This is a genomic window from Caulobacter sp. GW821-FHT09H08 (genome assembly GCF_059415885.1).
In genome coordinates, this window is sequence record NZ_JBWKOC010000006.1 from 236,851 (window position 1) to 261,291 (window position 24,441).

The 24,441-nt window shown below is 67.3% G+C and carries 19 protein-coding genes, 2 tRNA genes and 2 pseudogenes; 18 read left to right on the plus strand and 5 right to left on the minus strand.

Translation table 11 applies throughout. From position 1 onward, the window contains the following. The first annotated feature begins 7 nt into the window (after nucleotides 1-7). On the plus strand, nucleotides 8-1,312 hold the full coding sequence (locus AC07NN_RS21110) for a polysaccharide lyase 6 family protein (RefSeq protein ID WP_494645478.1): 1,305 nt from the start codon (nucleotides 8-10) through the stop codon (nucleotides 1,310-1,312). Between the two features lie 63 nt (nucleotides 1,313-1,375). On the opposite strand, the gene AC07NN_RS21115 is transcribed toward AC07NN_RS21110, so the two are convergent. Then, a tRNA-Val gene (locus tag AC07NN_RS21115) sits at nucleotides 1,376-1,450 on the minus strand. Between the two features lie 48 nt (nucleotides 1,451-1,498). After that, nucleotides 1,499-2,212 (minus strand): phosphoglycolate phosphatase, encoded by a 714-nt coding sequence (locus tag AC07NN_RS21120; protein WP_494645481.1) that lies wholly within the window; start codon nucleotides 2,210-2,212, stop codon nucleotides 1,499-1,501. A gap of 70 nt (nucleotides 2,213-2,282) precedes the next feature. Here AC07NN_RS21120 and glmU point away from each other — a divergent pair, with 70 nt between their 5' ends. From glmU to AC07NN_RS21180, 12 genes are all read left to right on the plus strand, one after another. After that, the gene (gene glmU / locus AC07NN_RS21125) at nucleotides 2,283-3,659 is read left to right on the plus strand and encodes a bifunctional UDP-N-acetylglucosamine diphosphorylase/glucosamine-1-phosphate N-acetyltransferase GlmU (RefSeq protein ID WP_494645485.1); all 1,377 of its coding nucleotides are present in this window, start codon (nucleotides 2,283-2,285) and stop codon (nucleotides 3,657-3,659) included. Next, complete coding sequence (rpiA, locus tag AC07NN_RS21130) at nucleotides 3,656-4,339, plus strand: ribose-5-phosphate isomerase RpiA (RefSeq protein ID WP_494645487.1); 684 nt, start codon at nucleotides 3,656-3,658, stop codon at nucleotides 4,337-4,339. Before glmU ends, rpiA begins: the two co-directional genes overlap by 4 nt. Before the next feature lie 48 nt (nucleotides 4,340-4,387). Continuing rightward, entirely contained in the window at nucleotides 4,388-5,788 is a 1,401-nt protein-coding gene (gor, locus tag AC07NN_RS21135; protein WP_494645489.1) for a glutathione-disulfide reductase, read from the plus strand. Continuing rightward, nucleotides 5,785-7,023, plus strand: coding sequence for an O-antigen ligase family protein (locus AC07NN_RS21140; RefSeq protein ID WP_494645491.1), 1,239 nt, complete (start codon nucleotides 5,785-5,787; stop codon nucleotides 7,021-7,023). Before gor ends, AC07NN_RS21140 begins: the two co-directional genes overlap by 4 nt. 113 nt (nucleotides 7,024-7,136) lie before the next feature. Continuing rightward, a complete protein-coding gene (locus AC07NN_RS21145) occupies nucleotides 7,137-8,516 on the plus strand; it encodes a class II 3-deoxy-7-phosphoheptulonate synthase (protein WP_494645493.1) in 1,380 nt (459 codons plus the stop codon). A gap of 139 nt (nucleotides 8,517-8,655) precedes the next feature. Beyond that, nucleotides 8,656-9,540 carry an aspartyl protease family protein gene (locus tag AC07NN_RS21150; protein WP_494645495.1) on the plus strand — a complete coding sequence of 295 codons (885 nt, stop codon included), beginning with the start codon at nucleotides 8,656-8,658 and terminating at the stop codon, nucleotides 9,538-9,540. Between the two features lie 90 nt (nucleotides 9,541-9,630). Continuing rightward, a complete protein-coding gene (locus AC07NN_RS21155) occupies nucleotides 9,631-11,421 on the plus strand; it encodes a long-chain-acyl-CoA synthetase (protein WP_494645497.1) in 1,791 nt (596 codons plus the stop codon). A gap of 59 nt (nucleotides 11,422-11,480) precedes the next feature. Further along, complete coding sequence (locus AC07NN_RS21160; protein ID WP_494645498.1) at nucleotides 11,481-12,101, plus strand: hypothetical protein; 621 nt, start codon at nucleotides 11,481-11,483, stop codon at nucleotides 12,099-12,101. Between the two features lie 9 nt (nucleotides 12,102-12,110). Further along, nucleotides 12,111-12,413, plus strand: coding sequence for a winged helix-turn-helix domain-containing protein (locus AC07NN_RS21165; RefSeq protein ID WP_494645500.1), 303 nt, complete (start codon nucleotides 12,111-12,113; stop codon nucleotides 12,411-12,413). Nucleotides 12,414-12,525: 112 nt separating this feature from the next. Continuing rightward, nucleotides 12,526-13,344, plus strand: a complete 819-nt coding sequence (locus AC07NN_RS21170; RefSeq protein ID WP_494645927.1) for an alpha/beta hydrolase — start codon at nucleotides 12,526-12,528, stop codon at nucleotides 13,342-13,344. A gap of 143 nt (nucleotides 13,345-13,487) precedes the next feature. Beyond that, complete coding sequence (gene panD / locus AC07NN_RS21175; RefSeq protein WP_099576484.1) at nucleotides 13,488-13,844, plus strand: aspartate 1-decarboxylase; 357 nt, start codon at nucleotides 13,488-13,490, stop codon at nucleotides 13,842-13,844. Beyond that, on the plus strand, nucleotides 13,844-14,314 hold the full coding sequence (locus AC07NN_RS21180) for a hypothetical protein (protein ID WP_494645502.1): 471 nt from the start codon (nucleotides 13,844-13,846) through the stop codon (nucleotides 14,312-14,314). The genes panD and AC07NN_RS21180 overlap by 1 nt, the downstream gene beginning before the upstream one ends. A 60-nt stretch (nucleotides 14,315-14,374) precedes the next feature. On the opposite strand, the gene AC07NN_RS21185 is transcribed toward AC07NN_RS21180, so the two are convergent. Beyond that, nucleotides 14,375-15,124 (minus strand): SIMPL domain-containing protein, encoded by a 750-nt coding sequence (locus AC07NN_RS21185; RefSeq protein ID WP_494645504.1) that lies wholly within the window; start codon nucleotides 15,122-15,124, stop codon nucleotides 14,375-14,377. A 150-nt stretch (nucleotides 15,125-15,274) separates the two neighbouring features. Between AC07NN_RS21185 and AC07NN_RS21190 the strand changes: the two genes are divergently transcribed. From AC07NN_RS21190 to AC07NN_RS21200, 3 genes and pseudogenes are all read left to right on the plus strand, one after another. Further along, a tRNA-Ile gene (locus tag AC07NN_RS21190) sits at nucleotides 15,275-15,350 on the plus strand. Between the two features lie 944 nt (nucleotides 15,351-16,294). After that, a pseudogene (locus AC07NN_RS21195) lies at nucleotides 16,295-16,525 on the plus strand (hypothetical protein); the annotation flags it as partial. Beyond that, nucleotides 16,511-16,618: pseudogene (locus tag AC07NN_RS21200) on the plus strand (hypothetical protein); the annotation flags it as partial. The pseudogenes AC07NN_RS21195 and AC07NN_RS21200, both read left to right, overlap by 15 nt. On the opposite strand, the gene AC07NN_RS21205 reads toward AC07NN_RS21200, so the two are convergent. Further along, nucleotides 16,615-17,724: a hypothetical protein gene (locus AC07NN_RS21205; protein ID WP_494645505.1), complete on the minus strand. Its 1,110-nt coding sequence runs from the start codon at nucleotides 17,722-17,724 to the stop codon at nucleotides 16,615-16,617. The pseudogene AC07NN_RS21200 and the gene AC07NN_RS21205 overlap by 4 nt on opposite strands. Before the next feature lie 192 nt (nucleotides 17,725-17,916). Beyond that, nucleotides 17,917-20,664 (minus strand): TonB-dependent receptor, encoded by a 2,748-nt coding sequence (locus tag AC07NN_RS21210; RefSeq protein ID WP_494645507.1) that lies wholly within the window; start codon nucleotides 20,662-20,664, stop codon nucleotides 17,917-17,919. Nucleotides 20,665-20,976: 312 nt separating this feature from the next. Here AC07NN_RS21210 and AC07NN_RS21215 point away from each other — a divergent pair, with 312 nt between their 5' ends. Then, nucleotides 20,977-22,794 (plus strand): alpha-amylase family glycosyl hydrolase, encoded by a 1,818-nt coding sequence (locus AC07NN_RS21215; RefSeq protein ID WP_494645510.1) that lies wholly within the window; start codon nucleotides 20,977-20,979, stop codon nucleotides 22,792-22,794. After that, a complete protein-coding gene (locus tag AC07NN_RS21220; protein ID WP_494645512.1) occupies nucleotides 22,773-24,425 on the plus strand; it encodes an alpha-glucosidase in 1,653 nt (550 codons plus the stop codon). Before AC07NN_RS21215 ends, AC07NN_RS21220 begins: the two co-directional genes overlap by 22 nt. Nucleotides 24,426-24,441: the final 16 nt, after the last annotated feature.

The following is a 24,441-nucleotide window of genomic DNA, read 5'->3' on the forward strand; positions in this document are numbered from 1 at the left end:
GACGGTCGTGCGGGTCCTCGTTGCCATCGCCCTGCTGGCCAGCGCTCAGCCGGCCCTGGCCCAGCACAGGACGCTGGTCAGGACCCCGGCGCAGTACGAGAAGGCGTTGGCCAGGGCCGCGCCGGGCGACACCATCGTCCTTGCCAACGGCGTCTGGCGCGATGTCGAGCTGGAATTCCGAGGCAAGGGTCGCGCCGGCAAGCCGATCACCCTGACCGCCCAGGCGCCAGGCCGTGTCGTCTTCTCAGGCAAGTCGAGCCTCAAGCTGTCGGGCTCGCACCTAGTCATCTCCAACCTGGTGTTCCGCGACGGCTATGCGCCCGGCGGCGAGTTGATCTCGTTCCGGCGCGCGGCGGGAGATCATGCCGACGACACCCGGGTGACCGGCATCGTCATCGACGGTTTCAACAAGCCCACGCGGGAAGAGGCCGATCATTGGGTGGCCATGTATGGCGAGCGCAACCGCTTCGACCACGGTCACATCGTCGGCAAGACCAACGCCGGCGCGACGCTGGTGGTGGTCCGCGATCCCGTCGACGGGCTGAACAACCACCACCGCATCGATCACAACTTCTTCGGCGCGCGCCCGGACCTCGGCGTCAATGGCGGCGAGACCATTCGCGTCGGCACCAGCCACCAGGCGGACTCCGACTCGCACACCAGCGTCGACCAAAACTGGTTCGAGCACTGCGACGGCGAGGTCGAGATCGTCTCGAACAAGTCGGGCGCGAACGTCATCCGCGGCAATGTCTTCTTCGAGAGCCAGGGTTCGCTGGTCCTGCGGCACGGCGACGGCAACCTCGTCGAGGGCAATGTCTTCCTGGGCAACGGCAAGCCGCGCACGGGCGGGATCCGGGTGATCAATCGCCGCCAGACCGTCCGCGACAACTACATGGAGAACCTGGCCGGGGAGGGGTTCTTCAGCGCCCTCAGCGTCATGTACGGCGTGCCCAACAGCCCGGCCAATCGCTACGTCCAGGTCGACGGCGCGGTCATCGAGCGCAACACGATCGTCAATGCCCGCTCCATCGTGTTCGGCCTGGGCCTGGACAAGGAACGCATCGCGCCGCCGATCAACAGCCGGGTCAGCGCCAACGTCATCGTGAACCTGGACGGTTCCGACCCGATCCGCGTCGTCGGCGACGCCAGCGGGATCGCCGTGAGCGACAATCTCCGCGACCCGAAGGTCAGGCTAAAGCGCGGCGCCAACGGCCTGCTTGAAGTCGATGGCGCACCGGGCGTCGGCGCCGGGCGACTGACGGTGCTCGATCGCGCGTCGACGGGCGTCTCCTGGTACCTCAAGAGCCGATAGCCGCCTTCGGACGCGCGGGCGCGACGCCTGCGGTCGGGTGCTGAATTTCGGGATAGAAGAGAATGGTGGATGCTACAGGGATTGAACCTGTGACCCCCTCGGTGTGAACGAGGTGCTCTCCCGCTGAGCTAAGCATCCGCCTTGTCGGTTCGGGCCGCGAGGGACCGTTCCGCGAGAGGAGGGGGCCTATAGCCCGGTGTTCGGCGCGGGGCAAGAGGTCAAAAGCGTCCGACACGCATCCGGCACATCCAAAAAGCTGTGGATGACCAGATCGGCCCCGAGGGTCTCGACCGGATCCTCGGTGTAGCCGAACGAGACCAGCACGCTGGGGACCCCGGCGTTCTTGGCGCCGAGCGCGTCGTTGATGCTGTCGCCGACCATGACGGCGCGCGCTGGATCGCCACCGACGGCGGCGACGGCGGCGGCGACATGGCGACCGTCGGGCTTTGCGGCCGGCGCGCTGTCTGCGCCGACCACCGCGTCGAAGAACGGCAGCAGGCCCACCGCCTCGAGCAGGGCGTCCGACAGGTTGGTCAGCTTGTTGGTGCAGACCACCAGCCTGGCGCCGGCGGCCTTCAGCTCGGTGAGCACCTCGACCACGCCGGGGAAGGGCGCGCTCTCTTGAGCGATGCGCTCCAGATAGACGGCGATGAAGCGTTGGACGAGCGTCGGGGCGCGTTCGGCGTCCAGCGGCGCGCCGGCGGCGGCGAAGCCGCGCTCTAGCAGGGCCCGGGCGCCGCGACCGACCATCAGCCGCACCTCGCCGAAGGGCAGGGGCGGCAGGCTCTCCTGGGCCAGGATCGTGTTCAGCGCGCCCACCAGGTCGGGGGCCGTGTCGACCAGGGTTCCGTCAAGATCGAAGGCGATTGTCGCCCCGTTCAGGTCATGAAGCTCGCTCATGGGTCTGGCCTTTCGGCCAATTGCACGGCTAATGCAACGCGTAACGCGCTCAAGGGAGTCGCCAGGACCCATGACCGAACCCGCCGCCAAAATCGTCCGTCCGCGCGCCGCCGTGATCCTGGCCGCCGGCCAGGGCACGCGGATGAAGTCGCCGACGCCCAAGGTGCTGCACAAGCTGGCCGGCCGGACCCTGCTGGACCACGCCATCGACGCCGCCGAGGGCCTGGGCTGCGAGCGGATCGTCGTCGTGGTCGGGGCGCACAGCCCGCAGGTCGGCGAGCATGCCCGCAAGCGCCTGGGTCCGAACGCGACCGTGATCCAGGACCCGCCGCTGGGCACCGGCCACGCCGTGCTGGCGGCCAAGGATGCGCTGGCGGACTTCGATGGCGACGTGGTTGTCACCTATGCCGACTGCCCGCTGACGACCGCCCCGGTGATCGCGCCGCTGTTCGACCTGATCACCGCCGGCGCCCATGTCGCGGTGCTGGGCTTCGAGGCGGCCAACCCGACCGGCTACGGCCGCCTGATCCTGGCGCCGGGCCATGTGCTGCTGCGCATCGTCGAGGAGAAGGAAGCCGACAGCGCCACCAAGCAGGTCAAGCACTGCAATTCGGGCGTGCTAGCCGCTGATCGGGCGATCCTGTTCGACATCCTGGCCAGTGTTCGCAACGACAACGCCAAGGGCGAGTACTACCTGACCGACGTCGTCGGCCTGGCGCATGAGCGTCACCTGTCGACCCGCGCGGCCTTCGCGCCGGAAGCCTCGGTGCAGGGCGTCAACGCCCAGGCCGAACTCGCCGCCGCCGAGGCCGTCTGGCAAAAGAACCGCCGCAAGGCCCTGATGGTCGAGGGCGTCACCATGCTAGCGCCCGAGACCGTCCACCTGTCGTGGGACACCAAGATCGCCGGCGGGGCGGTGGTCGAGCAGTTCGTGGTCTTCGGTCCCGGGGTCAGTGTCGCGGCCGAGGCGGTGATCAAGGCCTTCAGCCACCTGGAAGGCGCGAGCGTGGGCGAGGGCGCCCTGATCGGTCCCTATGCTCGCCTGCGTCCCGGCGCCGAGATCGGCCCCGAGGCCCATATCGGCAACTTCGTGGAAGTGAAGAAGGTCAAGGTCGGGGCGGGCGCCAAGGCCAACCACCTCAGCTATCTGGGCGACGGCTCGGTGGGCGAGAAGGCCAATATCGGGGCCGGCACGATCTTCTGCAATTACGACGGCTTCGAGAAGTTCGAGACCCATGTCGGCAAGGGCGCCTTCATCGGCTCCAACAGCGCCCTGGTCGCGCCCGTGCGAGTCGGCGATGGGGCGATGACCGGCTCGGGCTCGGTGATCACCAAGGACGTCGAGGACGGGGCCCTGGCCCTGTCGCGCGCCGAACAGACCGCGAAGTCGGGGTGGGCGACCAAGTTCCGCGCCCTGAAGCAAGCCAAGAAGGACAAGAAGAAATGAGCGCCGACGACCAGAAGCGCATCTCGGGCGAAGCCGCCGCCGAACTCGTCGAGAGCGGCATGGTGGTGGGCCTGGGCACCGGCTCGACGGCCGCCTGGTTCGTCAAGGCGCTGGCCGCGCGCGGCCTCAAGGACATCCGCGGCGTGCCGACTTCGGAGGCCACGGCCACCCTGGCCCGCGACCTGGGCATCCCGCTGGCGGCGCTGGACGACGTCAAGAGCATCGACCTGACCGTCGACGGCGCCGACGAGATCGGCCCGGGCCTTTCCCTGATCAAGGGCGGCGGCGCGGCCCTGCTGCGCGAGAAGCTGGTCTGGGAGGCCTCCAACCGCTGCGTGGTCATCGCCGACGCGGCCAAGAAGGTCGACGCCCTGGGCAAGTTCCCGCTGCCGATCGAGGTGGTCCGCTTCGGCCACGTCCACACCAGCTGGCGACTGGCCGACATCGCCGCCGAGTTCGACCTGCCGCCGCCGCGCCTGCGCCAGGCCGACCGAGGCATGGTGGTCACCGATGGGGGCAACCTGATCTATGACATGGCCTCGGGGACCATCGCCGAGCCGGCGGCCCTCGCCACGGCCCTGAAGAGCGTGACCGGCGTGGTCGACCATGGCCTGTTCCTCGACCTGGCTGACGAAGCCCTGATCGGCACGGACCAGGGTGTGGTGCGCCTCGTTCCCTGACGTCCTACATAAGCGCCCCCAAGCTCGCGTTTCTTCCGGAGGCCGGTGATGGCTGACTACGACTTCGATCTCTTCGTCATCGGCGCCGGTTCGGGCGGCGTGCGCGCGGCGCGTCTGGCGGCCATGAGCGGCGCCAAGGTCGGCGTGGCCGAGGAGTATCGGGTCGGCGGCACCTGCGTGATCCGCGGCTGCGTGCCCAAGAAGTTCATGGTCTACGCCGCCGAAGTCGCCAGCCAGCTGAAAACCGCCAAGGGCTATGGCTGGACGATCGGCGAGGCCAGCTTCGACTGGAAGGGCTTCATCCACGACAAGGACGTCGAGATCGCCCGCCTGTCGGGCATCTACGTCACCAACCTGCAGAAGGCCGGCGCCAATCTGTTGCACGGCCGGGCCCAGGTCATCGACGCCCACACCGTCGAGGTGCTTCCCAAGGACGGGAGCAAGGACGCCGGGACCTACACCGCCAGGAAGATCCTGATCGCCACGGGCGGCCGTCCGGTAAAGCCGGAATTCCCGGGCGCCGAGTTCGGCTTCACCTCGGACGAGGCGTTCCATCTGCCCAAGCTGCCGAAGAGCATCATGGTCGTCGGCGGCGGCTACATCGCCGTCGAGTTCGCCGGCATCTTCGCCGGCCTGGGCGTGCAGACGACGCTGCTCTATCGCGGGGCCAATATCCTGCGCGGCTTCGACGACGACGTGCGCTCGCACCTGGCCGACGAACTGGGCAAGCGCGGGATCAAGGTGGTGCTGGGCTGCTCGCACACCTCGATCGAGAAGCAGGAAGACGGGACGCTGCTCAGCACGCTGACCAGCGACCTGACCTTCGAGACCGAAGCCGTGATGTTCGCCACCGGCCGTGAGCCCTACGTCCAGGGCCTGGGTCTGGAGAAGGCGGGCGTGAAGTTGAACGAGCGCGGCGCGATCGCGGTCGACAAGCACTCCAAGACCAATGTCGACAGCATCTGGGCCGTCGGCGACGTCACCGACCGGATCAACCTGACGCCGGTGGCGATCCGCGAGGGCGCGGCCTTCGCCCAGACCGAGTTCTACAACAACCCGACCACCTTCGATCACGACATGGTCGCCTCGGCCGTGTTCTCGCAGCCGCCGGTCGGGTCGGTCGGCATGACCGAGGCCGAGGCCCGCCACGCGTTCGGCGGCGTCGACATCTATCGCTCGGTCTTCCGCCCGATGAAGGTCACCTTCTATGGCGGCCAGGAGCGGTGCCTGATCAAGCTGGTGGTCAAGCAGGACGACCAGAAGGTAGTCGGCGTCCACATGGTGGGGCCCGACTCGCCCGAGATCATTCAGATGGCCGCCGTCGCCGTGAAGATGGGCGTCACCAAGGCCCAGTGGGACTCGACCTGCGCGGTCCACCCGACCCTGGCCGAGGAACTGGTCACCATGCGTGAGAAATACGTTCCGGTCGAAGTCGGCGGGGTTGGATGAGCCAGACCGGCGTCGTGGCCGCTGATCTGCAGGAGCGCCGCACGCGCTGGCTGGGCGCGCTCGCCGTCTTCATGGCGGTGATGACGCCGCTGATCGGCTACCTGATCCCGCTCTGGTTCTCGGGGCTGGTCAGCCTGGTCGGCCTGCTGGCCGCGCCGGGCCTGGCCCGCTCGCGACCGCCGCTGCTGCCGATGTTCGCCCTGGTGCTACTGGTGCTGTGGGCGTTGGTTAGCCTCAGCTGGAGCCCCGCGGCGCCGGATCTCGCCAATCTCGTGCGCGACAAGGACGTCGAGAAGTTCACCGCCCTGAAGCTGGTCTTCCAGCTCGGGACCTACGGCGCGGCCGTCGCGGCCCTGGGCGGCCTGTCCCATCGCTCGGCGCGACTGACGGGCAGGGTGCTGCTGGTCGGGGTCGTGATCCTGGCCGTGATCACCTTCCTGGATGGGGCGCTGCAGGCGGCCATCTACCAGGTGCTGCACAACCTGACCGAAGACCCCATCCGACCCGACCAGGCGGTGGTGAAGGTCTCGCAGGCGACCTATCCGCTGATCCTGCTGTTCTGGCCCTGCGCGCGCATGCTGGACGCCTGGCGGTTCCAGGGGCGCAACCTGCTGATCGCCCTGATCGCGCTGTGCACGGTGCTCGGCGCGCACTTCACCGGCGCGGACGCCCCGATCGCGGCCATGCTGCTGGGCGGCCTGACCTGGCTGGGCGTGCGCGTGTTAGGCAAGCCGATCGCCCGCGCTCTGATCCCGATCGTCGTGACGCCTTTCATCTTCGCGCCGATGGCGGTGCTGTGGGGCGTGAGGTCAGGCCTGTTCAACTGGCTGCACGTGATCGCCCCGCCCTCGTGGGATCATCGCCTGAACATCTGGGCCTTCACCGCCAACCAGATCGTGACCCACGCCCTGCGTGGCTGGGGGATCGACGCCAGCCGCACCTTCGGCCCGGCCATCCCGCTGCACACCCATAACGCCGCGCTGCAGCTGTGGCTGGAACTGGGCTCCGCCGGCGCTGCCCTGGCGGCGGCCTTCTTTGCCTGGATCGTCTACCGCATCGTGGCCTGGACCGGCGTCAGTCGCCGCGACGGGGCCATGGCGGCCGCGACCCTGGTCTCCTATCTGGTGATCGGCGGCTTGAGCTTCGGGGTCTGGCAGGAGTGGTGGCTGGCCCTAGGCGCCATCGCCGCCATCGCCTGCAGCGTGGCGCAAAAAACCAGCGCCTCTCGCGGCTAGCGCGACCAGGACTTTCCCGTCTGGGCGGGTCGACGGTATCTTGCCGCACGATTTTGCCTTTTCGTTCCATTCGCGGTATCTACGCCGCCCTTCGCAGTAATCGAGCCTTTGTCATGACCGCCCGTTGGACGCCCGCCGCCTGGAGAGCCAAGCCCGCCAAGCACATGCCCACGGATTATCCGGACATGGGCGCGGTCGAGCGGGTCGAGCAGACGCTGCGCCAGATGCCGCCGCTGGTCTTCGCCGGTGAAGCGCGCCGCCTGAAGAGCCTGCTGGGCGACGTGGCCGAAGGCCGGGCCTTCCTGCTGCAAGGCGGCGACTGCGCCGAGAGCTTCAAGGAATTCCACGCGGACAACATCCGCGACACCTTCCGCCTGATCCTGCAGATGGCTGTGGTGCTGACCTTCGCCGGCGGCAAGCCGGTTGTGAAGGTGGGCCGCATCGCCGGCCAGTTCGCCAAGCCGCGCTCCGAGCCGGTCGAGACGATCGATGGAGAGACCCTGCCGTCGTATCGCGGCGACATCATCAACGGCATGGACTTCACGTCCGAAGAGCGCGTGCCCGATCCGGACCGCCTGCTGAAGGCCTATGGCCAGTCGGCCGCGACCCTGAACCTGCTGCGCGCCTTCGCCAACGGCGGCTATGCCGACCTGCACAACATCCATCGCTGGACCCTGGGCTTCGTCGGCGACAGCCCGCAGGGTGCGCGCTATCGCGAGCTGTCGGACAAGATCACCGAGAGCCTGGCCTTCATGGCCGCGATCGGCGTCACGCCCCAGAGCCACCCGAGCATGCATCAGGTGGAGTTCTTCACCAGCCACGAGGCCCTGCTGCTGGGCTTCGAGGAAGCCATGACCCGCGTCGATAGCACCTCGGGCGACTGGTACGACACCAGCGCCCACCTGCTGTGGATCGGCGAGCGCACCCGTCAGTTGGACGGCGCGCACATCGAGTTCATGAAGGGCGTCAAGAACCCGATCGGCCTGAAGTGCGGCCCGACCATGGAGGGCGACGACCTCCTGCGCCTGATCGACGTGCTGAACCCCAACAACGAACCGGGCCGCCTGACGCTGTATGGCCGCTTCGGTTCGGACAAGATCGCCGACCGCCTGCCGCGCCTGATGAAGGCGACCAAGGCCGCCGGCCGCTCGGTGGTGTGGGCCACGGACCCGATGCACGGCAACACGCTGAAGGCTTCGACCGGCTACAAGACCCGTCCGTTCGACCGCATTCTGAGCGAAGTGAAGAGCTTCGTGGAGATCGCCCAGGCCGAAGGCGTCCATCCGGGCGGCGTTCACCTGGAGATGACCGGCCAGAACGTCACCGAATGCCTGGGCGGCGCCCGCGCGGTCTCGGAGACGGACCTCGCCGACCGCTACCACACGCATTGCGACCCGCGCCTGAATGGCGAGCAGGCGCTGGAGCTGGCCTTCCTGGTGGCCGAGAAGCTTAAGTCGGCCCGCGACGACCAGCGCCGTCTCGCTGCCGGCTAGTTTCGTCGCTCAGTGAACGGCGCTCTCTGGCGCCGTTCCACAGCGCCATATAGCCTCCCCCTTCGGGAGGAATGGCATGGCGGATCAAGGCGTTGAGCGTCGAACGCTCACAAGCCAGGAGATCGAGCGAAGAGCGCTCATGGGACTCGTTGCGGGCGCGACGGTCGTTCCCGGCTTGGCGTTCGCGCTCCAGGACAGCCAGCCGCCGCCCTCGACCACCGATCCGCTCAAATATCTCGACGCCGCCAAGCGCCTGAGCGTGAAGACCCACGTCAACGGGCAAGGGCCTTTCGACTTCCTGGTCGACACCGGCGCCAACAGTTCGGTGATCACGACCGAGTTGGCCAACCAGCTGAACCTGCCGCGCGGCGCGCCCAGTCGGCTGCACAGCATTGCCGGCTCGCAGTCGGTCGAGACGGCCCGGGTCGCCAGCCTGACCGTCGGCAAGCGCTCGAAGAAGGACATGCTGGTCTCGGTCCTGCCGCGCGAGCAGCTCCGGATGGACGGGGTGCTGGGCCTCGAATGGCTGGACCGCGCCAGCCTGCTGCTGGACTTCAAGCAGCGCCGCATGACGGTGGGCGAGGGCCTGCCGGTGCCGGACACCCAGACCGTGATCGTCAAGTCCAAGCTGCTGCGCAGCGGCCTGACCCTGATCGACGCCTTCATGCCGCTGCAGCGTCTGATCGCCTTCGTCGACAGCGGTTCGACCACGACCGTCGGCAATCTGGCCATGCTGGAAGCCGCCCGCGAAAACAACGCCGTGCTGGGCAGTCTGGCGGACACCGAACTGCGCAGCGTGACCGGTCAGGTACTGCCCGGACGGACCGCGATTCTCTCGCGCCTGACGCTGGGCAAAATGACGTTGCGGAATGTGCCGCTGATCGTCGGCGCCATCCATACCTTTGATTATTGGGGCTTTCAGGAGCAGCCGGCCATCGTGATCGGCACCGACATCCTGCAGCGGTTCGACACCGTCTCGATGGACTTCAAGCGCAACGAGGTCCGGTTCCGCGTTCCGGGCTAGCCGCCGAACGCCGTTAGGTTTGCGATGCAACACACGGCGTCTTGACCGGTCGCGCGGCGCTCTCCAATGGTTGTTTGAAGGGAGAGCCGAATGCGTTTGCGTCAGAAGATCAAGCGGGAAATCCGTTTCCTGAAGGGCCTGTCCCGGACGCTGAAGCGCGTGAAGACGATCGCTCCCGACAGCCCGAACCTGATCTGCGACGACCTCGAGGCCGCGGTCGACAAATGGCGCGACCGCCAGGCGATCACCTTCGAAGGCAAGACGATCACCTATGCCGAACTGGACGCGATCGCCAACCGCTACGCCCACTGGGCCAAGGGGCAGAGCATCACGCGCGGCCAGACCGTGGCGCTGTTCATGCCCAATCGGCTGGAATACCTGGCGATCTGGTACGGCCTGTCCAAGGTTGGCGTCGCCACGGCCCTGATCAACAACCAGCTGACCGGCGCGGCGCTGGCGCACTGCCTGAACATCTCCCAGGCCATGCACTGCATCGTCGATCCCGAGACCTCGCCGTGCTTCGAGGCCGTGAAGGGCCAGCTGGAACGCCACATGCAGCAGTGGGTGCTGGGCCCGGTCCATGGCGACCAGCGCGACCTCGTGAAGGCGCTGAAGAGCTGCAGCCAGCTGCGTCCCGACCGCGAGACGGCCCGAGACGGCATCACGGCCAGGGACACGGCGCTCTACATCTTCACCAGCGGCACGACGGGCCTGCCCAAGGCCGCGCGCATCAACCACATGCGCGCCCAGCTCTATATGCGCGGTTTCGCCGGCTCGACCGGAGCCAACCAGAACGACCGCATCTATGTGACCCTGCCGCTGTACCACGCGACGGGCGGCCTCTGCGCCATGGGCGCGGGCCTGCTGAACGGCGGTTCGATCCTGCTGCGCAAGAAGTTCTCGGCGACCCACTTCTGGCCGGACGTCGTGAACGAGAACTGCACGATGTTCGTCTATATCGGCGAGCTGTGCCGCTACCTGGCCAACCAGCCCGAGCACGAGCTGGAGCGCGCCCACAAGATCCGCATGATCTTCGGCAACGGCCTGCGCGCCGATGTCTGGAACGACATGATGGACCGCTTCAGGGTCGGCGACGTGCTGGAGTTCTACGGCGCGACCGAGGGCAACGTCTCGCTGTTCAATTTCGACGGCAAGCGCGGCGCGATCGGCCGGATCCCGAGCTATCTGAAGAAGAAGTTCAACATCCGGATCGTGAAGTTCGACGTCGAGGCCGAGATGCCCGTACGCGGCCCGAACGGCTGCTGCGTCGAGGCCGGCCCCGGCGAGGTCGGCGAGTGCATCGGCCATATCGGCAGCGACGCCCGCTCGAACTACACCGGCTACGCCGACAAGGCCGCCACCGAGAAGAAGGTGCTGCACGACGTCTTCGAGAAGGGCGACGCCTGGTTCCGCACCGGCGACCTGATGAAGGTCGACCACGACGGCTATATCTACTTCGTCGACCGCATCGGCGACACCTTCCGCTGGAAGGGCGAGAACGTCGCCACCAGCGAGGTGTCGGAGCGCGTCGCCGGCTTCGAAGGCGTGCAGGAGGTCAACGTCTACGGCGTCAAGGTCGGCGACCTGGACGGCAAGGCCGGCATGGCTTCGCTGGTCGTCGAAGGTGATTTCGACATCGCCGCCTTCGGCAAGCATGTCGACGAACAGCTGCCCAGCTACGCCCGTCCGATCTTCGTGCGCCTGCAGAAGACGATCGAGACGACCGGCACCTTCAAGTACCGCAAGATCGACCTGGTCAATGACGGCTTCGATCCGGCCAAGACCAAGGACCCGCTGTACTTCCGCGACCCGGCCAAGGGCTATGTGAAGATCACCAAGGCCGTGTTCGCCAAGATCGAGGCCGGGGGCTTCAAGCTGTAGCGCTTTGACGTCGGCGCTTTACGTCGCAAAGTGAGGCGGCTCCCGACGGAGGATTCGCCGTGACCGAAGACGTCAAAGCCATTCGCGACGACCTGGCCTTCCTGCGCGCCCTGGCCGAGGAGGGGCGGCGCACGCCGCTGCTGGGCGGATCGCTGCTGGCGGCGGCCGGCGGCTGCTATGGCCTGGCCAGCTTCGTGCAGTGGCTGATCCTGGCGCGGATCGTCGAGGTTCCGCCGGTGTCGGTGTTCGGCGTCTGGCTGGTGGCCATGGCCGCGCACCTGACGATCCAGACAGTGTTGATCCGTCGTCTGGCCAGGCAGCCCGGCGTGACCTCCTCGACCAATCGCGCCAGCCGCGACGCCTGGACCGCCGTGGGGATCGGCTGCTTCACCCTCATCCTGGCCATCGCCGTGGCCAGCTGGAAGGCGCGGACGGGCCTGCTGATCGGCTTCGCGCCCTCGATCATCCTGGTGCTGTACGGCGCGGCCTGGTGGGTGGCGGCGTCGGTGTCGCGCCTGGCGTGGATCCGCGTGGTGGCCCTGGCCTCGTTCGCGGCGGCGGTGGGGCTGGGCCTGCTGATTGGCTCGACCCTGGTCTGGCTGGCCTATGCCGCCGCCCTGATCCTGCTGGCCGCCGTTCCGGGCCTGGCGCTGATGCGCCAGGAACCCTCGGCGGGCTGAGCGAAGGGCGTGGAAGACTTCGAGATCGACCGTCTGGACGAGGTGATCCACGGCCGCGTGCGGCTGGGGATCATGGCCTATCTGACCAGCGCCGGCGGGGCCGATTTCAACACCTTGAAGGGCAAGCTGTCGCTGACCGACGGCAATCTCTCGGTCCACCTGCGCAAGCTGGAGGAGGCCGGCTACGTCGCCATCGCCAAGAGCTTCGTCGGCCGCAAGCCCCTGACCCAGGTGACCCTGACCGAGGCCGGGCGCGACGCCTTCGCCGCCTATCTCGACGCCATCGCCAAGCTGGTCGAGGGGCGCCCGTGAGCGGCCTTCCGGACCAGACGCTCGTGGCGGTCAAACCTCAAGCGATGGGACGTGCGCGATGGCGGGGAGAACGGTGACGAGACGCGTAGGCCTTGCCGCCCTGGCGGCGACGATGACCTCGGCCTGTTCGCCGCTGACGGTCTTCGCGACGCTGACGCCCAAGGACGCCGCGCGCGTCGAGGGCAGGGGCTCGCGCTATGCCGCCGGCCCGCGCGGCGGAGTGGACATCTATGCGCCGCCCAAGGCCGGCCAGCAGGCGCCCGTCGCGATCTTCTTCTATGGCGGCTCGTGGGACAGCGGCCGGCGTCAGGACTACGGCTGGGTCGGGCGCGCCCTGGCGGCGCAAGGCTTCCTGACCCTGGTGCCCGACTACCGCCTGTATCCGGAAGTGCGCTTTCCCGGCTTTGTCGAGGACTGCGCCCAGGCCGTGCGCTGGGCCGTCGACCACGCAGCGACGCTGGGCGGCGATCCCCGCCGGATCGTCCTGGTCGGCCATTCGGCCGGAGCCTACAACGCGGCCATGCTGGCCCTGGACCCGCGCTACCTGAAAGCTGTCGGCGTCGACCCGTCCGTCATTCAAGCCTTCGCGGGCCTGTCCGGTCCCTACGCCTTCCTGCCGCTGGACGGACCGGTGACGCGGCGGACCTTCGGCGAGACGGCCGACCTGGAGGCCACCCAGCCCACGGCCTTCGCTCGCCCCGACGCGCCGCCCGCCTTCCTGGCTACCGGCGACAAGGACACCACCGTGCGGCCTCGCAACACCCGCAAGCTCGCCGCCGCCCTGCGCGACAAGGGCGTTCGCGTGGATGAGCGCCACTATCCGGGGCTCGACCACGCCGGGACGGTGCTGGCGCTGTCGCGGCCCTTTCGCCGCAAGACGACCCTGCTGGCCGACATGACCGCCTTCCTGAAGGCCGCGATCACCGCCTGACATGCGGGCCGTTCCGCGACGTCATGTTGCAGTGCGATTGAACCCCGCTGGGTTCGTGTCTATATGGCGGGACCTTACCGACGGGCCTTGTGTGTGGCGGCCCTGAAGACCCCATTTAGTTCAAAGGGATAGGCTTCCCCGCCATGCTGCTCACCATGCTGAAGGCCAAGCTGCACCGCGCTACGGTGACCCAGGCCGACCTCGACTACGAAGGCTCGATCGCGATCGACCGCGACCTGCTGGACGCCTCGGGCATCCTGCCGAACGAACAGGTCGACGTTTTGAACATCACCAATGGCGCGCGTTTCACCACCTACGCCATCGAGGCCCCGCGTGGCTCGAAGGTGATCGGCGTCAACGGCGCCGCCGCCCGCCTGGTGCAGAAGAACGACCTCGTGATCGTGGTCACCTACTGCCAGATGGCCGCCGAGGAGGCGCGCAATTACGCTCCGACCGTCGTGCTGCTGGACGAAGGCAACCTGATCAAGAAGGCGGCTTGATGAAGCGCCCCCAGGCGCGGACCTGGGCGCTCGTCGCCCTCGCCGCCACGGGCCTCGCGGCCTGCTCGCCGAAGCTGCCGGCTTCTGTCGATGAAGCCAAACTGACCGAAGCCGTGGGCAAGTCGATCGGCTCGCCCTCGACCTGCGTGGTTGTGGCCGACGCCCAGGGTCATCTGGTCTGGCGAGGCGGGGGCTATATCACCTGTTCGCGCAACCTGCCGACTTGCGATGGCGTGACCACGACGGCCGAGAAGCTGCTGAAGGCCAGCGTCGGCCAGCCGGCGCGGTTCAAGAGCTGCCCGACCGGCGGCGCCAACACCGTGGGCTGGGCCATCGGGCCGATCCCGACGAGCGCGGGCAAACCGGATCTGCATCTGACCTATGTGGCGGTCATGGAGGGCGACCGAGCCTTGCCGGGCCGCGAGGTCCAGGACCGGGTCGAGCGGGCCTTCAGGAAGGCCGGCTTCTAGCCCCGAAGGACATCGCCGCCGCCGGGAGACCGGCGGCGGCGTTTCTCCATCTACTTGGATCTACTTGGCGGCTTCGTAGACGGCGCTGACGTCGATCCGGACCCGCAGTTCCCCGGACGCGATGCCCGTGCCGTCCGACATCTCGCGCTTGGCCATGGCGTACATCGGGACCGGCTGCGGCGCGGGCGTGTAGCCGCCGCCTTCGCTGAAGTTGACCAGGCGCACGGCCTTGTAGCCGGTGGCGCGGCCGTACAGCTCGGCCTTGGCCTGCAGGGCCTTCACGGCCTCCAGGCGGGCGGCGTCTTCCGCAGCCTGCGGGTTGGCCAGGCCGAAGCTGATGCCGTTGACGGTGTTGGCGCCGGCATTGACCGTGGCGTCGACCGCCGCGCCCAGCTTGGTCAGGTCGCGCACCGTGACCGTCACCTGGTTCGAGGCCTGGTAGCCGTTCAGCTTGGGCGGCTGGTTCTGCTCGTACACATACTGGGCGTTCAGGTTCAGGTTCGAGGTCTGGATGTCGCGGTCGGCGATGCCGGCCTTCTTCAGCGCGGCCAGCACCTGGTTCATGCGCGCGCCATTGGCCTTCAGCGCCTCGGCGGCGGTCGGTGCGTCGGTCTGGACGCCCAGATTGATGGTCGCCATGTCCGGCGCCACGCGGGTCTCGCCATAGGCCGACAGATTGAAGGTCGTGGCCTTGAACGCCGCGTCCTGGGCCATGGCCGGAGCGGCGGCGCCCATCAGCAGCGCGCCGCCGATCAGGGCGGGAACAGCGAGAGCAGCCAGGGAGGTGGCGCGGCGGGCGGTGGTGGTCATTGTTCTTTCTCCAGGACTGTCCGGGACATGGGGGAGAGCGTCTCGGACAGTTATGGTTCCCTCGTGGCAGGTCCAACCTGAACCGGAGCTTTAAGCCGCGTTCGGCTCATGCTAATCCGCCGACCTGCCGCACGCACCGCGTGGCCGCGCGGGCCTGTAGCTCAATGGTTAGAGCCGACCGCTCATAACGGTCTGGTTGGGGGTTCGAGTCCCTCCAGGCCTACCAACCTCTTGAAATTATTAGATAATGCCTAGTGGCTGAGGTCCTTGGGCTCGATGATGGGAATCGTGTGACTGTTCACTGCATGCGTCGAGCTGATCTCCTAATTTTGTGCCTCTGCACGCTTTTCGTTGGTGTCATGTTGACCCCGACTGGTGCCTACGTGGGGATTTGGCGGCTCGCTATAGGAAAGGATGCGCCGGCTTGGGTTCAGGCGTTCGGTTCTATTGCAGCGATACTTGCTGCGATCTTCATCGCGCGTGGAGATTTTCGTCGGCAGCGAGCGCAGGCTGCGCAGGCGACGGCCTGAAGCCTTGCGGTTTTTGCCGAACTAGCTTTCAGGGCTTACCTCGCGATCGCAGGGGCAGCCAGAGTCACGACAGGCCCGAGTATCTCCACCCAATTGGGGGTTTTAGGGCACGAGATTCTCGCAATCGCCTCAGTCCGGGAAGCGATAGACCATCTCCCACTCGCGCAACTCGATGTTCCGACGCGAGCCGTGGCATTGCTCCTCCAGACACAACAGCAGGTCATTGCTGTCGAAGGACTTCTGACGAAGGAGCTGCGTCTATCGACTGATCATGGCTTGGTCCTCTTGCATCTGGAATTCGCACAGAAGGTCCACAGCTTCCTGAAAGAGATGAGCGATCTCGCGCAGGCGAGGGTCGAGCGAAGGTACGGCTTCTTCTGACGTAGCTCAGCATCAGCCAAGAAGCCCCGAACGGCGCGTAAGTTCCCCTTTTGTTCTAGTTGGGATCGAGGCCAACATGATCGCGTCGAGTCGGCGTCAGAAGCGGACGCATGTGCTTTCGCGGCCAGTCGACTCTTCCCTCGGGCATAGGCACATTTCTTAACGGCGGGGTTGATCCGAGCGCCTGTCGTGGCCGCGACGCCAAGCTTGGAACGCTCTTGAGCCATCACCCCAAGATCCCGGGCTGGAGGAGGCCTCGATGGACATCGATCCCGACCGCCTGCGCGCGATCGTGGGCGCGCTAGGCGGCGTGGCCGTCTATGGACTGGTGCAGATCGGCGCGCTGAGCGTGACCGAGCGGGCGAACCTGCGTGACCTGACGATCCGGCTGGCCTGCGCCACGGCGTCCGCCGTGATCCTGGCGGCCTTCTTCGTCAAGGCCGCCCTGCCGCTGATCCCGTGGCAGGCCATGCGCGAGGCCTATCTGTTCGGCTTCGTGGTCGGCGCGTTCAGCTGGGAGCTGCTGCCGCTGCTGTTCCGGGTCGTGAAGCGGCGAGCGGCCGAGCGCCTGGAGAAGCCCTAGAAGCGGCTCGGGAAGGCCTTGACCGTCTTGGCGTCGTTATAGGCCGCGCCGGGGCAGTCGACCGCGTAGCTGGTCGCGGTCTCGGCCAGGTAGGGGCCGCGGCCCGCATCGCCGTTCAGGGCGCGGCACGAGACGGCGGTCTTGTAGACGACCGAGCCGTCGCGGCTGAGGTCGTTCATGAAGCTGTCGAACGCCAGGTCCATCAGGCCCCGCGTGGCGGCCAGGCGACGGGCGCGGCCGGTGAAGGCCGAGGTGATCTCGCTGTCGGCGGTGGTGGCGCGCCAAGCGGGCGGCGGGCCGGCTGCAGCGCCCGCGGCGGTGATCACGCCGCCGGCCAGCATGGCTTCCAGGTCCGAGAAGCGGCCCGACGCCGCGCCGGTGGCGACGGCGGTCGAGAAGGCCGCCGCGAAGCCGGGGACGTAGCGGCTGGGACCGCCGATGGCGGCCGCCTGGTCGCCGCCGATCAGGCCGGCGATCGGGGCGTCGGCGATATAGGCGACGAAGTTCTGGTTCACGTAGTAGCCGAGGCCGACGCCCAGCACGGCGCCGCCGGGCGCGGCGATGACGGCGTCCTTGCTGGCCAGGAGCGGACCGCCGAGGGCCGAGCGCGCGACCTCGGGCGTCACGCCGGTCCAGCGGACCGCGTAGCCGGCCTCGATGGTCTTCTCGCGGACGACCTCGCCGGTGCGCCAGCGCACCAGGCGGAAGGTGACGCGCGCCGATGTCAGCTTGTCGGTCCCGAACCAGACGTCGGGGCCGCGAAGCTCTTCGAAGTTCGTATAGAGCTGGTACTCGGCGTCGAGGTTGCTGGGCGCCAGCATATCGGCGCGCAGCAGGTGCTGGCTGAGGCTGTCGACGACCTGGACGCGGGTCGGACGGGTGGTGATCACCGCGCCGCCGTCGAACCAGCGAAATTCGGGCGCGCCCTCGACGGCCTGGACGGCGACGTTGCGATAGAAGGCGCGGGTGGGGGAAGCCTTGGCCACGGCCAGCGGCGGCATGGCCGGCTGGCGCAGGGCCGCGGCGTCTTCACGGGTGGCGCAGGCGCTCAAGACAGCGGCTGTGGTGGCCAGCAGCACGGCCACGCGGATGGATTTGAACGGCATTCTGCGCTCCCCCTGAGCGCGCCAGGGCGCGCTTGAACCCCAAGAAAATAGAGCCTGCTCAGGCAGGCTCTAGTTGGGGCGCACTATCCGGTTCAATCCTAAAGAGAGCTTGAAGGGCGAGGCTTAAGAAAAAGAACCCCTGTCGGGCAGGACCGACAGGGGCGCTACAGGCTTTGGGGAAGGTTGGCCGGGCTAGAACTTGTAGTTCAGGCCCAGCAGATAGGTGCGGCCGAAGCGCTGGTAGTCGATGACCTGGCGCGTATCGCCGTTCTGATAGGTGGTGAACGGCTCGTCGGTCAGGTTGTTGACCTGGGCCAGCACCGACAGGCCGGCCATCGGGCCGTCGTTGAAGGTGTAGCCGACCTGGCTGTCGATGACCGACTCGCCCTTGACCATCCGGAAGGTGCGGCCGTTGCCGAAGCCCGAGACCTCGCCCAGGAACTTGGAGCGGTAGCGGTCGCTGACCCGGAACGAGAAACCGTCCTTCTCGTAGTAGACGGTCAGGTTGGCGACGTTCTTCGACAGGCCCGGGATCGGGGTCGAGAGGTCGGCCGGGTTCGGGTGGATCTTGCTCGCGGTGTGCGAGGCCGAGAACACCGCGCCGAAACCGTCCAGGGCCGGCGTCAGCAGCGCGCCCGGCATCGAGATGGCGAACTCCACGCCCTTGATCGAGCCGCCCTTGCCGTTCTGCGGCGCCGAGACGATGCCCTGGCGCAGCTTGGGCTCGGGGCCGCTGGTGACCGGGAAGCCCGTGAAGTCGAAGACCAGGTTCTGGTCATAGACGTAGGTTTTCAGGTCCTTGTAGAAGCCGGCCAGCGAGATGTAGGCCTGTCGACCGAAGTACTTCTCGTACGACACGTCGAAGGCGTTGGCGCGCCAGGGCTCCAGCTCCGGATTGCCGCCGCTGCCGCTCCAGGGCGACAGGTTGACGTCGGTCGAGTTCACGCGGCCCGCGTCATAGCTGAAGGTCTTGGAGGCGCGCATCTGGTCCATCCGAGGACGGGCCAGGGTGCGGGCGGCGGCCAGGCGGATGACCTGCTCGTTTCCGAGGTGGAACTGCAGGTTCATGCTCGGCAGGACGTCGGTGTACTTCTTGCCGCCGGCCAGGGTGGTGCTCTTCACGCCCGTGCCAGAGCCGGTGGCGCCCAGGGCGGTCGAGCTCTGGTCGGTGTGGACGACCTGGAAGCCGACATTGCCGGTCATGCTGACGTCACCGCCCAGGTCGACGTCGAGGTCGGCCTTCACATAGCCCAGCGTGACCTTCTCCTCGACCGACCAGCTCTTGACCAGCACGTCGGCGTTGGGGTTGCGGATCAGGTCGTAGACGCCCGAATTGACCAGGGCGAACGGGTCGTAGCTGACCATGCCCTTGATGCCCATGAAGGCCAGCGAGGTGGTTCCGACCAGGGCGCTCGACGGGATCGCGACGCTGGCCGGAGCGCCCTTCACGCGCAGGAACCACTCGTCGTTGACCAGGTCCTTGCCGCGTTCGCTGTAGTTCAGGCCCGCGTCGACCGCCTTGATCCAGCTGCCGACCTCATGCTTGGCCGACAGGCGGACGGCCTTCAGCTCGTCCTCGATCTTCGGCTTGTTCAGATAGCCGTCCTGGCCGCCGGGCAGGGTGACCGGGTCCGAGCCCCATCCCTGGGCGCTGGTCAGCTTGATCAGGCTGGCGTCCGCGTAGTTCAGGGTCGAGTTGAACTGGGCGACGCCGTCGCCGTCCATGGTGAAGCCCAGGGTGTCGGTCGCGCCCGTGCCCGAGCGGCCGGTGCCGGCGTAGGTTTCCAGGATCTGGTCGGTGCGGTTGACCTTCGACCACGACAGGTCGGCGGTGATGGTCGTGTTCTCGTCGACGATGAACTTGTTGTTCCAGCCGATGGCCTTGACCGTGTTCTCACGCAGGTTGCCGTCGTTGCGGACGATGCCCTTCACGCCCGAGAACGTGCCCTTGGTGACCAGCTTGTTCTCGCTGGTGTAGCCCGGCGCCAGCGTGGCCGAGGACCAGTACAGCGGCAGCTCGATGCCGCGCAGGAACTGGCGGTTGTTGAACTTCGAATAGAAGACGTCGACCGCGCCGGTGTAGTGCTCGTTCGGCTTGAACTCGAGCACGCCGATGACGCCGTCGCGCTTCAGCTTCGACGACATCACGTATGGCTTAGCGCCGCCGATGACGAGGTTGCCGGCCGCGTCGGCGGTCGGATAGCCCCAGGAATTCCAGCGCTCGGCCTGATAGGGCGAGGTCATGTGGGCGTAGCCCAGGGCCAGGCCGATCTTACCGTCGGCGAACTGGTCGATGTACGAGATCGACAGGCGGTTGCCGTGGGCCGAAGTCCCGGCGTTCAGGGCGCCGATGTCGTTCCACTCATAGCGGGCGCCGATGGCCAGGGCGCGCTTGCCGAAGGTCAGCGGGCGGACGGTCTGCATGTCGGCGGTGCCGGCAAGGCCCTGACCGACCAGGGCCGCGTCCGGGGTCTTGTAGACCACGACGCCGCTCAGCAGTTCCGACGGATACTGGTCGAACTCGACGCCCCGGTTGTCGCCGGTCGAGACCTGTTCGCGGCCGTTCAGCAGGGCGGTGGTGAAGTCCGGCGCCAGGCCTCGGATCGAGATGACCTGCCCGCGGCCGTCGAGGCGCTGTGCGGTCAGGCCGGGCAGGCGGGCGATCGACTCGGCGATCGACATGTCCGGCAGCTTGCCGATGTCTTCGGCCGAGACGGCTTCGACGATCGAGCTGGAGTTCTTCTTCAGCGAGATGGCGCCCTCGATGCCGCGGCGGATGCCGGTGACGACGATCTCTTCGACTTGCGCGTCATCCTTGGCGGCCGGGGCCGCGCCGCCGGTCTGCGCTTGGGCCGAGCCCGCGACGGCGAAAGCGAGCGCCAGGCCGGTGGCCCCGCCGGCCATCAGCCAGGCGCGACGGCGCGAAAATTCAGTGGTCATGAGTCTCACCCTCCCTGTCCGGCTCTGCGCTTTTTTGATCATGCGGCGGGCCGTTGGTGCAAACTACTGCAAATTAACGCGGTGTAATCAACCCAAAAAATTGCAAACCAACGTTCTTGGTTCCTGCCGTCCTGCCGCAAATCCCACTCATGTGGCTTGCTTGCGTCACTTACGTAGCGTCCTCTGGGCCTTGTTGCGTCGCAAATCGCCTCAAGGGAGTGGATTGACAGCTTGCGATTGGTTCTGCAAATTCTTGCAAAGAGTTGCAAAAGCGATCCGATCATCGAGATCGTTGCAGCGGGGAGGGGAGCGATGTCGGCCTTGACGCCCTGGCGACGGACGCTGCTGGCCATGACGGCCGTAAGCGCGCTGGCGACGGCCGTGTCCGCTGCTCCCTCCGAGTCGTATCGGTTGCGCAAACCCCAGGACGAAGTGATCTATTTCGTCCTGCCCGACCGCTTCGAGAATGGCGACGCGACCAATGACCACGGCGGCCCCGCCCCCAAGGGAATGGAAAATGGGGGGGCGCTGGTCGACGGCTTCGACCCGACGCGGGCGGGCTTCTATCATGGCGGCGACATCAAGGGCGTGACCCGGCGGCTGGACTATATCCAGGGCCTGGGCGCGACGGCCGTGTGGCTGGCGCCGATCTTCGTCAATCGCGCGGTGCAGGGCCCGCCCGGCCAAGAGTCGGCCGCGCACCACGGCTACTGGATCACCGACTTCACCGACGTCGATCCGCATCTGGGGACCAAGGCCGACTTCAAGGCCCTGGTCGACGCGGCCCATGCCCGGGGCATGAAGGTCTATATGGACATCGTCGTGAACCACACGGCCGACGTCATCCAGTACCGCGAGTGCCCGGACGGCCGCTGCGCCTATCGCGGGGTCGCCGACTATCCCTACGTCCGCAAGGGTGGCGTGATCGGCGCGCCGATCAATGACGGCTTCGATGGCAAGGACTTCTCCAAGCTCAGGCGGACCGACTGGGCCTATACCCCGTACGTCCCCGCTGGGCAGAAGCACGCCAAGAAGCCGGACTGGCTGAACGATCCGATCTACTACCACAACCGGGGTGACAGCACGTTCGCGGGCGAGAGCTCGCTGCTGGGCGACTTCGCGACCCTGGACGACGTCTTCACCGAGAACCCGCGCGTCGTGCAGGGCTTCATCGAGGTCTATGGCCGCTGGATCGACGACTTCGGCGTCGACGGCTTCCGCATCGACACCGCCCGCCACGTGAACCCCGAGTTCTGGCAAGCCTTCGTCCCGGCCATGCTGGCCCGCGCCAAGGCCAGGGGCATCCCGAACTTCCACATCTTCGGCGAGGTGTTCGATCCCGACGTCGCCGCCCTGGCGCGTCACGTGAAGGTCGACAAGCTGCCGGCGGTGCTGGACTTCGCCTTCCAGTCGGCGGCGACCGACGTCGCGATCGGCCGGACCGGTACGGATCGCCTCGCCACCGTCTTCGCCGCCGATCCGGTCTACGAAGGCGGCGAGGCCACCGCGCGCCAGCTGCCGACCTTCCTGGGCAACCACGACATAGGCCGCATCGGCTGGTTCATGCTGAAGGCCAGGCCCGCGATCTCCGACGACGAACTGCTGGCTCGCGTCACCCTGGCCAACGCCCTGATGCTGACCGCGCGCGGCGTCCCAACCGTCTACTACGGCGACGAGCAGGGCTTCACCGGCGACGGCGACTATGCCGACAGCCGCGAGGACATGTTCGTAAGCCAGGTCGCCAGCTACAACGACAACCGCCTGGTCGGCTCGACCGCCAAGGGGCCGATGTCGGCGTTCAAGGCCGACAGCGTGCTCTACCAACGCATCGCCGCGCTCTCGAAGTTCCGCACGGCCACACCCGCCTTGCGCGATGGTCGCCAGGTCGTCCGCGCCGCCGGCGACAGGCCCGGCCTCTTCGCCTTCTCGCGCCTGATGGCGGGAACCGAGGTGCTGGCCGTCTTCAATACGAGCGACAAGCCGATCACGGCCAATGTCCGGGTCGAGACCGGCTCCGTCGCGTGGAAGGCCCTACACGGCGCATGCGCCGCGACGGCCGGCGCGCCGGGCAGCTATTTCGTCGAGTTGGCGCCGCTCGACTACAAGATTTGCGTTTCCGAGGGACGATAGTGACAGTTGAAGTTCTTGCTCGCCCCGGTGCGGAGACGTCGATGAACGCCGAATGGTGGCGTGGCGCGGTGATCTATCAGGTCTATCCGCGCAGCTACGCCGACTCGAACGGCGATGGCGTCGGCGACCTGCCGGGCGTCACGGCGCATCTGGACCACATCGCCTCGCTGGGCGTGGACGGCGTCTGGCTGTCGCCGTTCTTCACCTCGCCGATGAAGGACTTCGGCTACGACGTTTCGGACTATCGCGGCGTGGACCCGATCTTCGGAACCCTGGCCGACTTCGACGCCCTGATCGCCAAGGCCCACGCGCTGGACCTGAAGATCATCATCGATCTCGTTTTCTCGCACACCTCGGACGAGCACCCCTGGTTCGCCGAGAGCCGCCAGGATCGCACCAACGCCAAGGCCGACTGGTTCGTCTGGGCCGACGCCAAGATCGACGGCAGCCCGCCCAGCAACTGGCAGTCGGTGTTCGGCGGTCCGGCCTGGACCTGGGACGCGCGTCGCGGCCAGTACTACATGCACAACTTCCTCAGCAGCCAGCCGCAGCTGAACCTGCACAATCCGGCGGTGCAGGAAGCCCTGCTGGCGGTCACCCAGTTCTGGGTCGACAAGGGCGTGGACGGTTTCCGCTTCGACGCCATCAACTTCTCGATGCACGACCCGAAGTTCACGGATAACCCGCCGCTGCCGCCAGGTGGCAAGCGCACGCGGCCGTTCGACTTCCAGGACAAGATCCACAACCAGAGCCACGCCGACATCCCGAAGTTCCTCAGCCGCCTGCGGACGCTGACCGACGCGGCGGGCGGGCGGTTCTCCGTCGCGGAAGTCGGCGGCGACCACGCCGATCGCGAGATGAAGCTGTTCACGGCCGGCGAGGATCGGCTGAACAGCGCCTACGGCTTCCTCTATCTCTATGCCGACAAGCTGACCGGCGAGATGATCCCGCGCGGCGCGGCCATGTGGCCGGGCGCGGACGGGGAGGGCTGGCCGTCCTGGACCTTCTCGAACCACGACGCCCCGCGCGCCGTGTCGCGCTGGGCCGAGGGCCGCGACCGCAAGGCCTTCGCCGAGATGTGCCTGCTGCTCTTGATGGGCCTGCGCGGCAACGTCTTCGTCTACCAGGGCGAGGAGCTGGGCCTGCCCCAGGCCAATGTGCCGTTCGAGCGCCTGCAGGATCCCGAAGCCATCGCCAACTGGCCCCAGACCCTGGGACGCGACGGCGCCCGCACGCCGATGCCGTGGGTGTCGGGCGCGGCGAACGCCGGCTTCTCAGGCGTCGAGCCCTGGCTGCCGGTCGATCCGGAACACCTGCCGCTGGCGGTGGACGCCCAGGAGGCCGATCCGACCTCGACCCTGCATGTGGCCCGCCGCCTGATCGGGTTGCGTCGCGCCTACGAGGCCCTGCGCACCGGTGCGATCAGCTTCGTCGACACCAACAGCCCGCTGCTGATCTTCCAGCGCGGGGAAGGCGAGGGCGCGCTGCTGTTGGCGTTCAACCTCGGCTTTGAGGCGGTGGCCTGGTCGCTGCCGGATGGCTGGACGATGGTCGATGGCGTGAACCTGGGCGGCGAAGGCGAGATGCCGCCGTGCGCGGGGCTGATCGCCCAAAGAACCCCTCTCTCATAGAGAGAGGGTTTTCTGG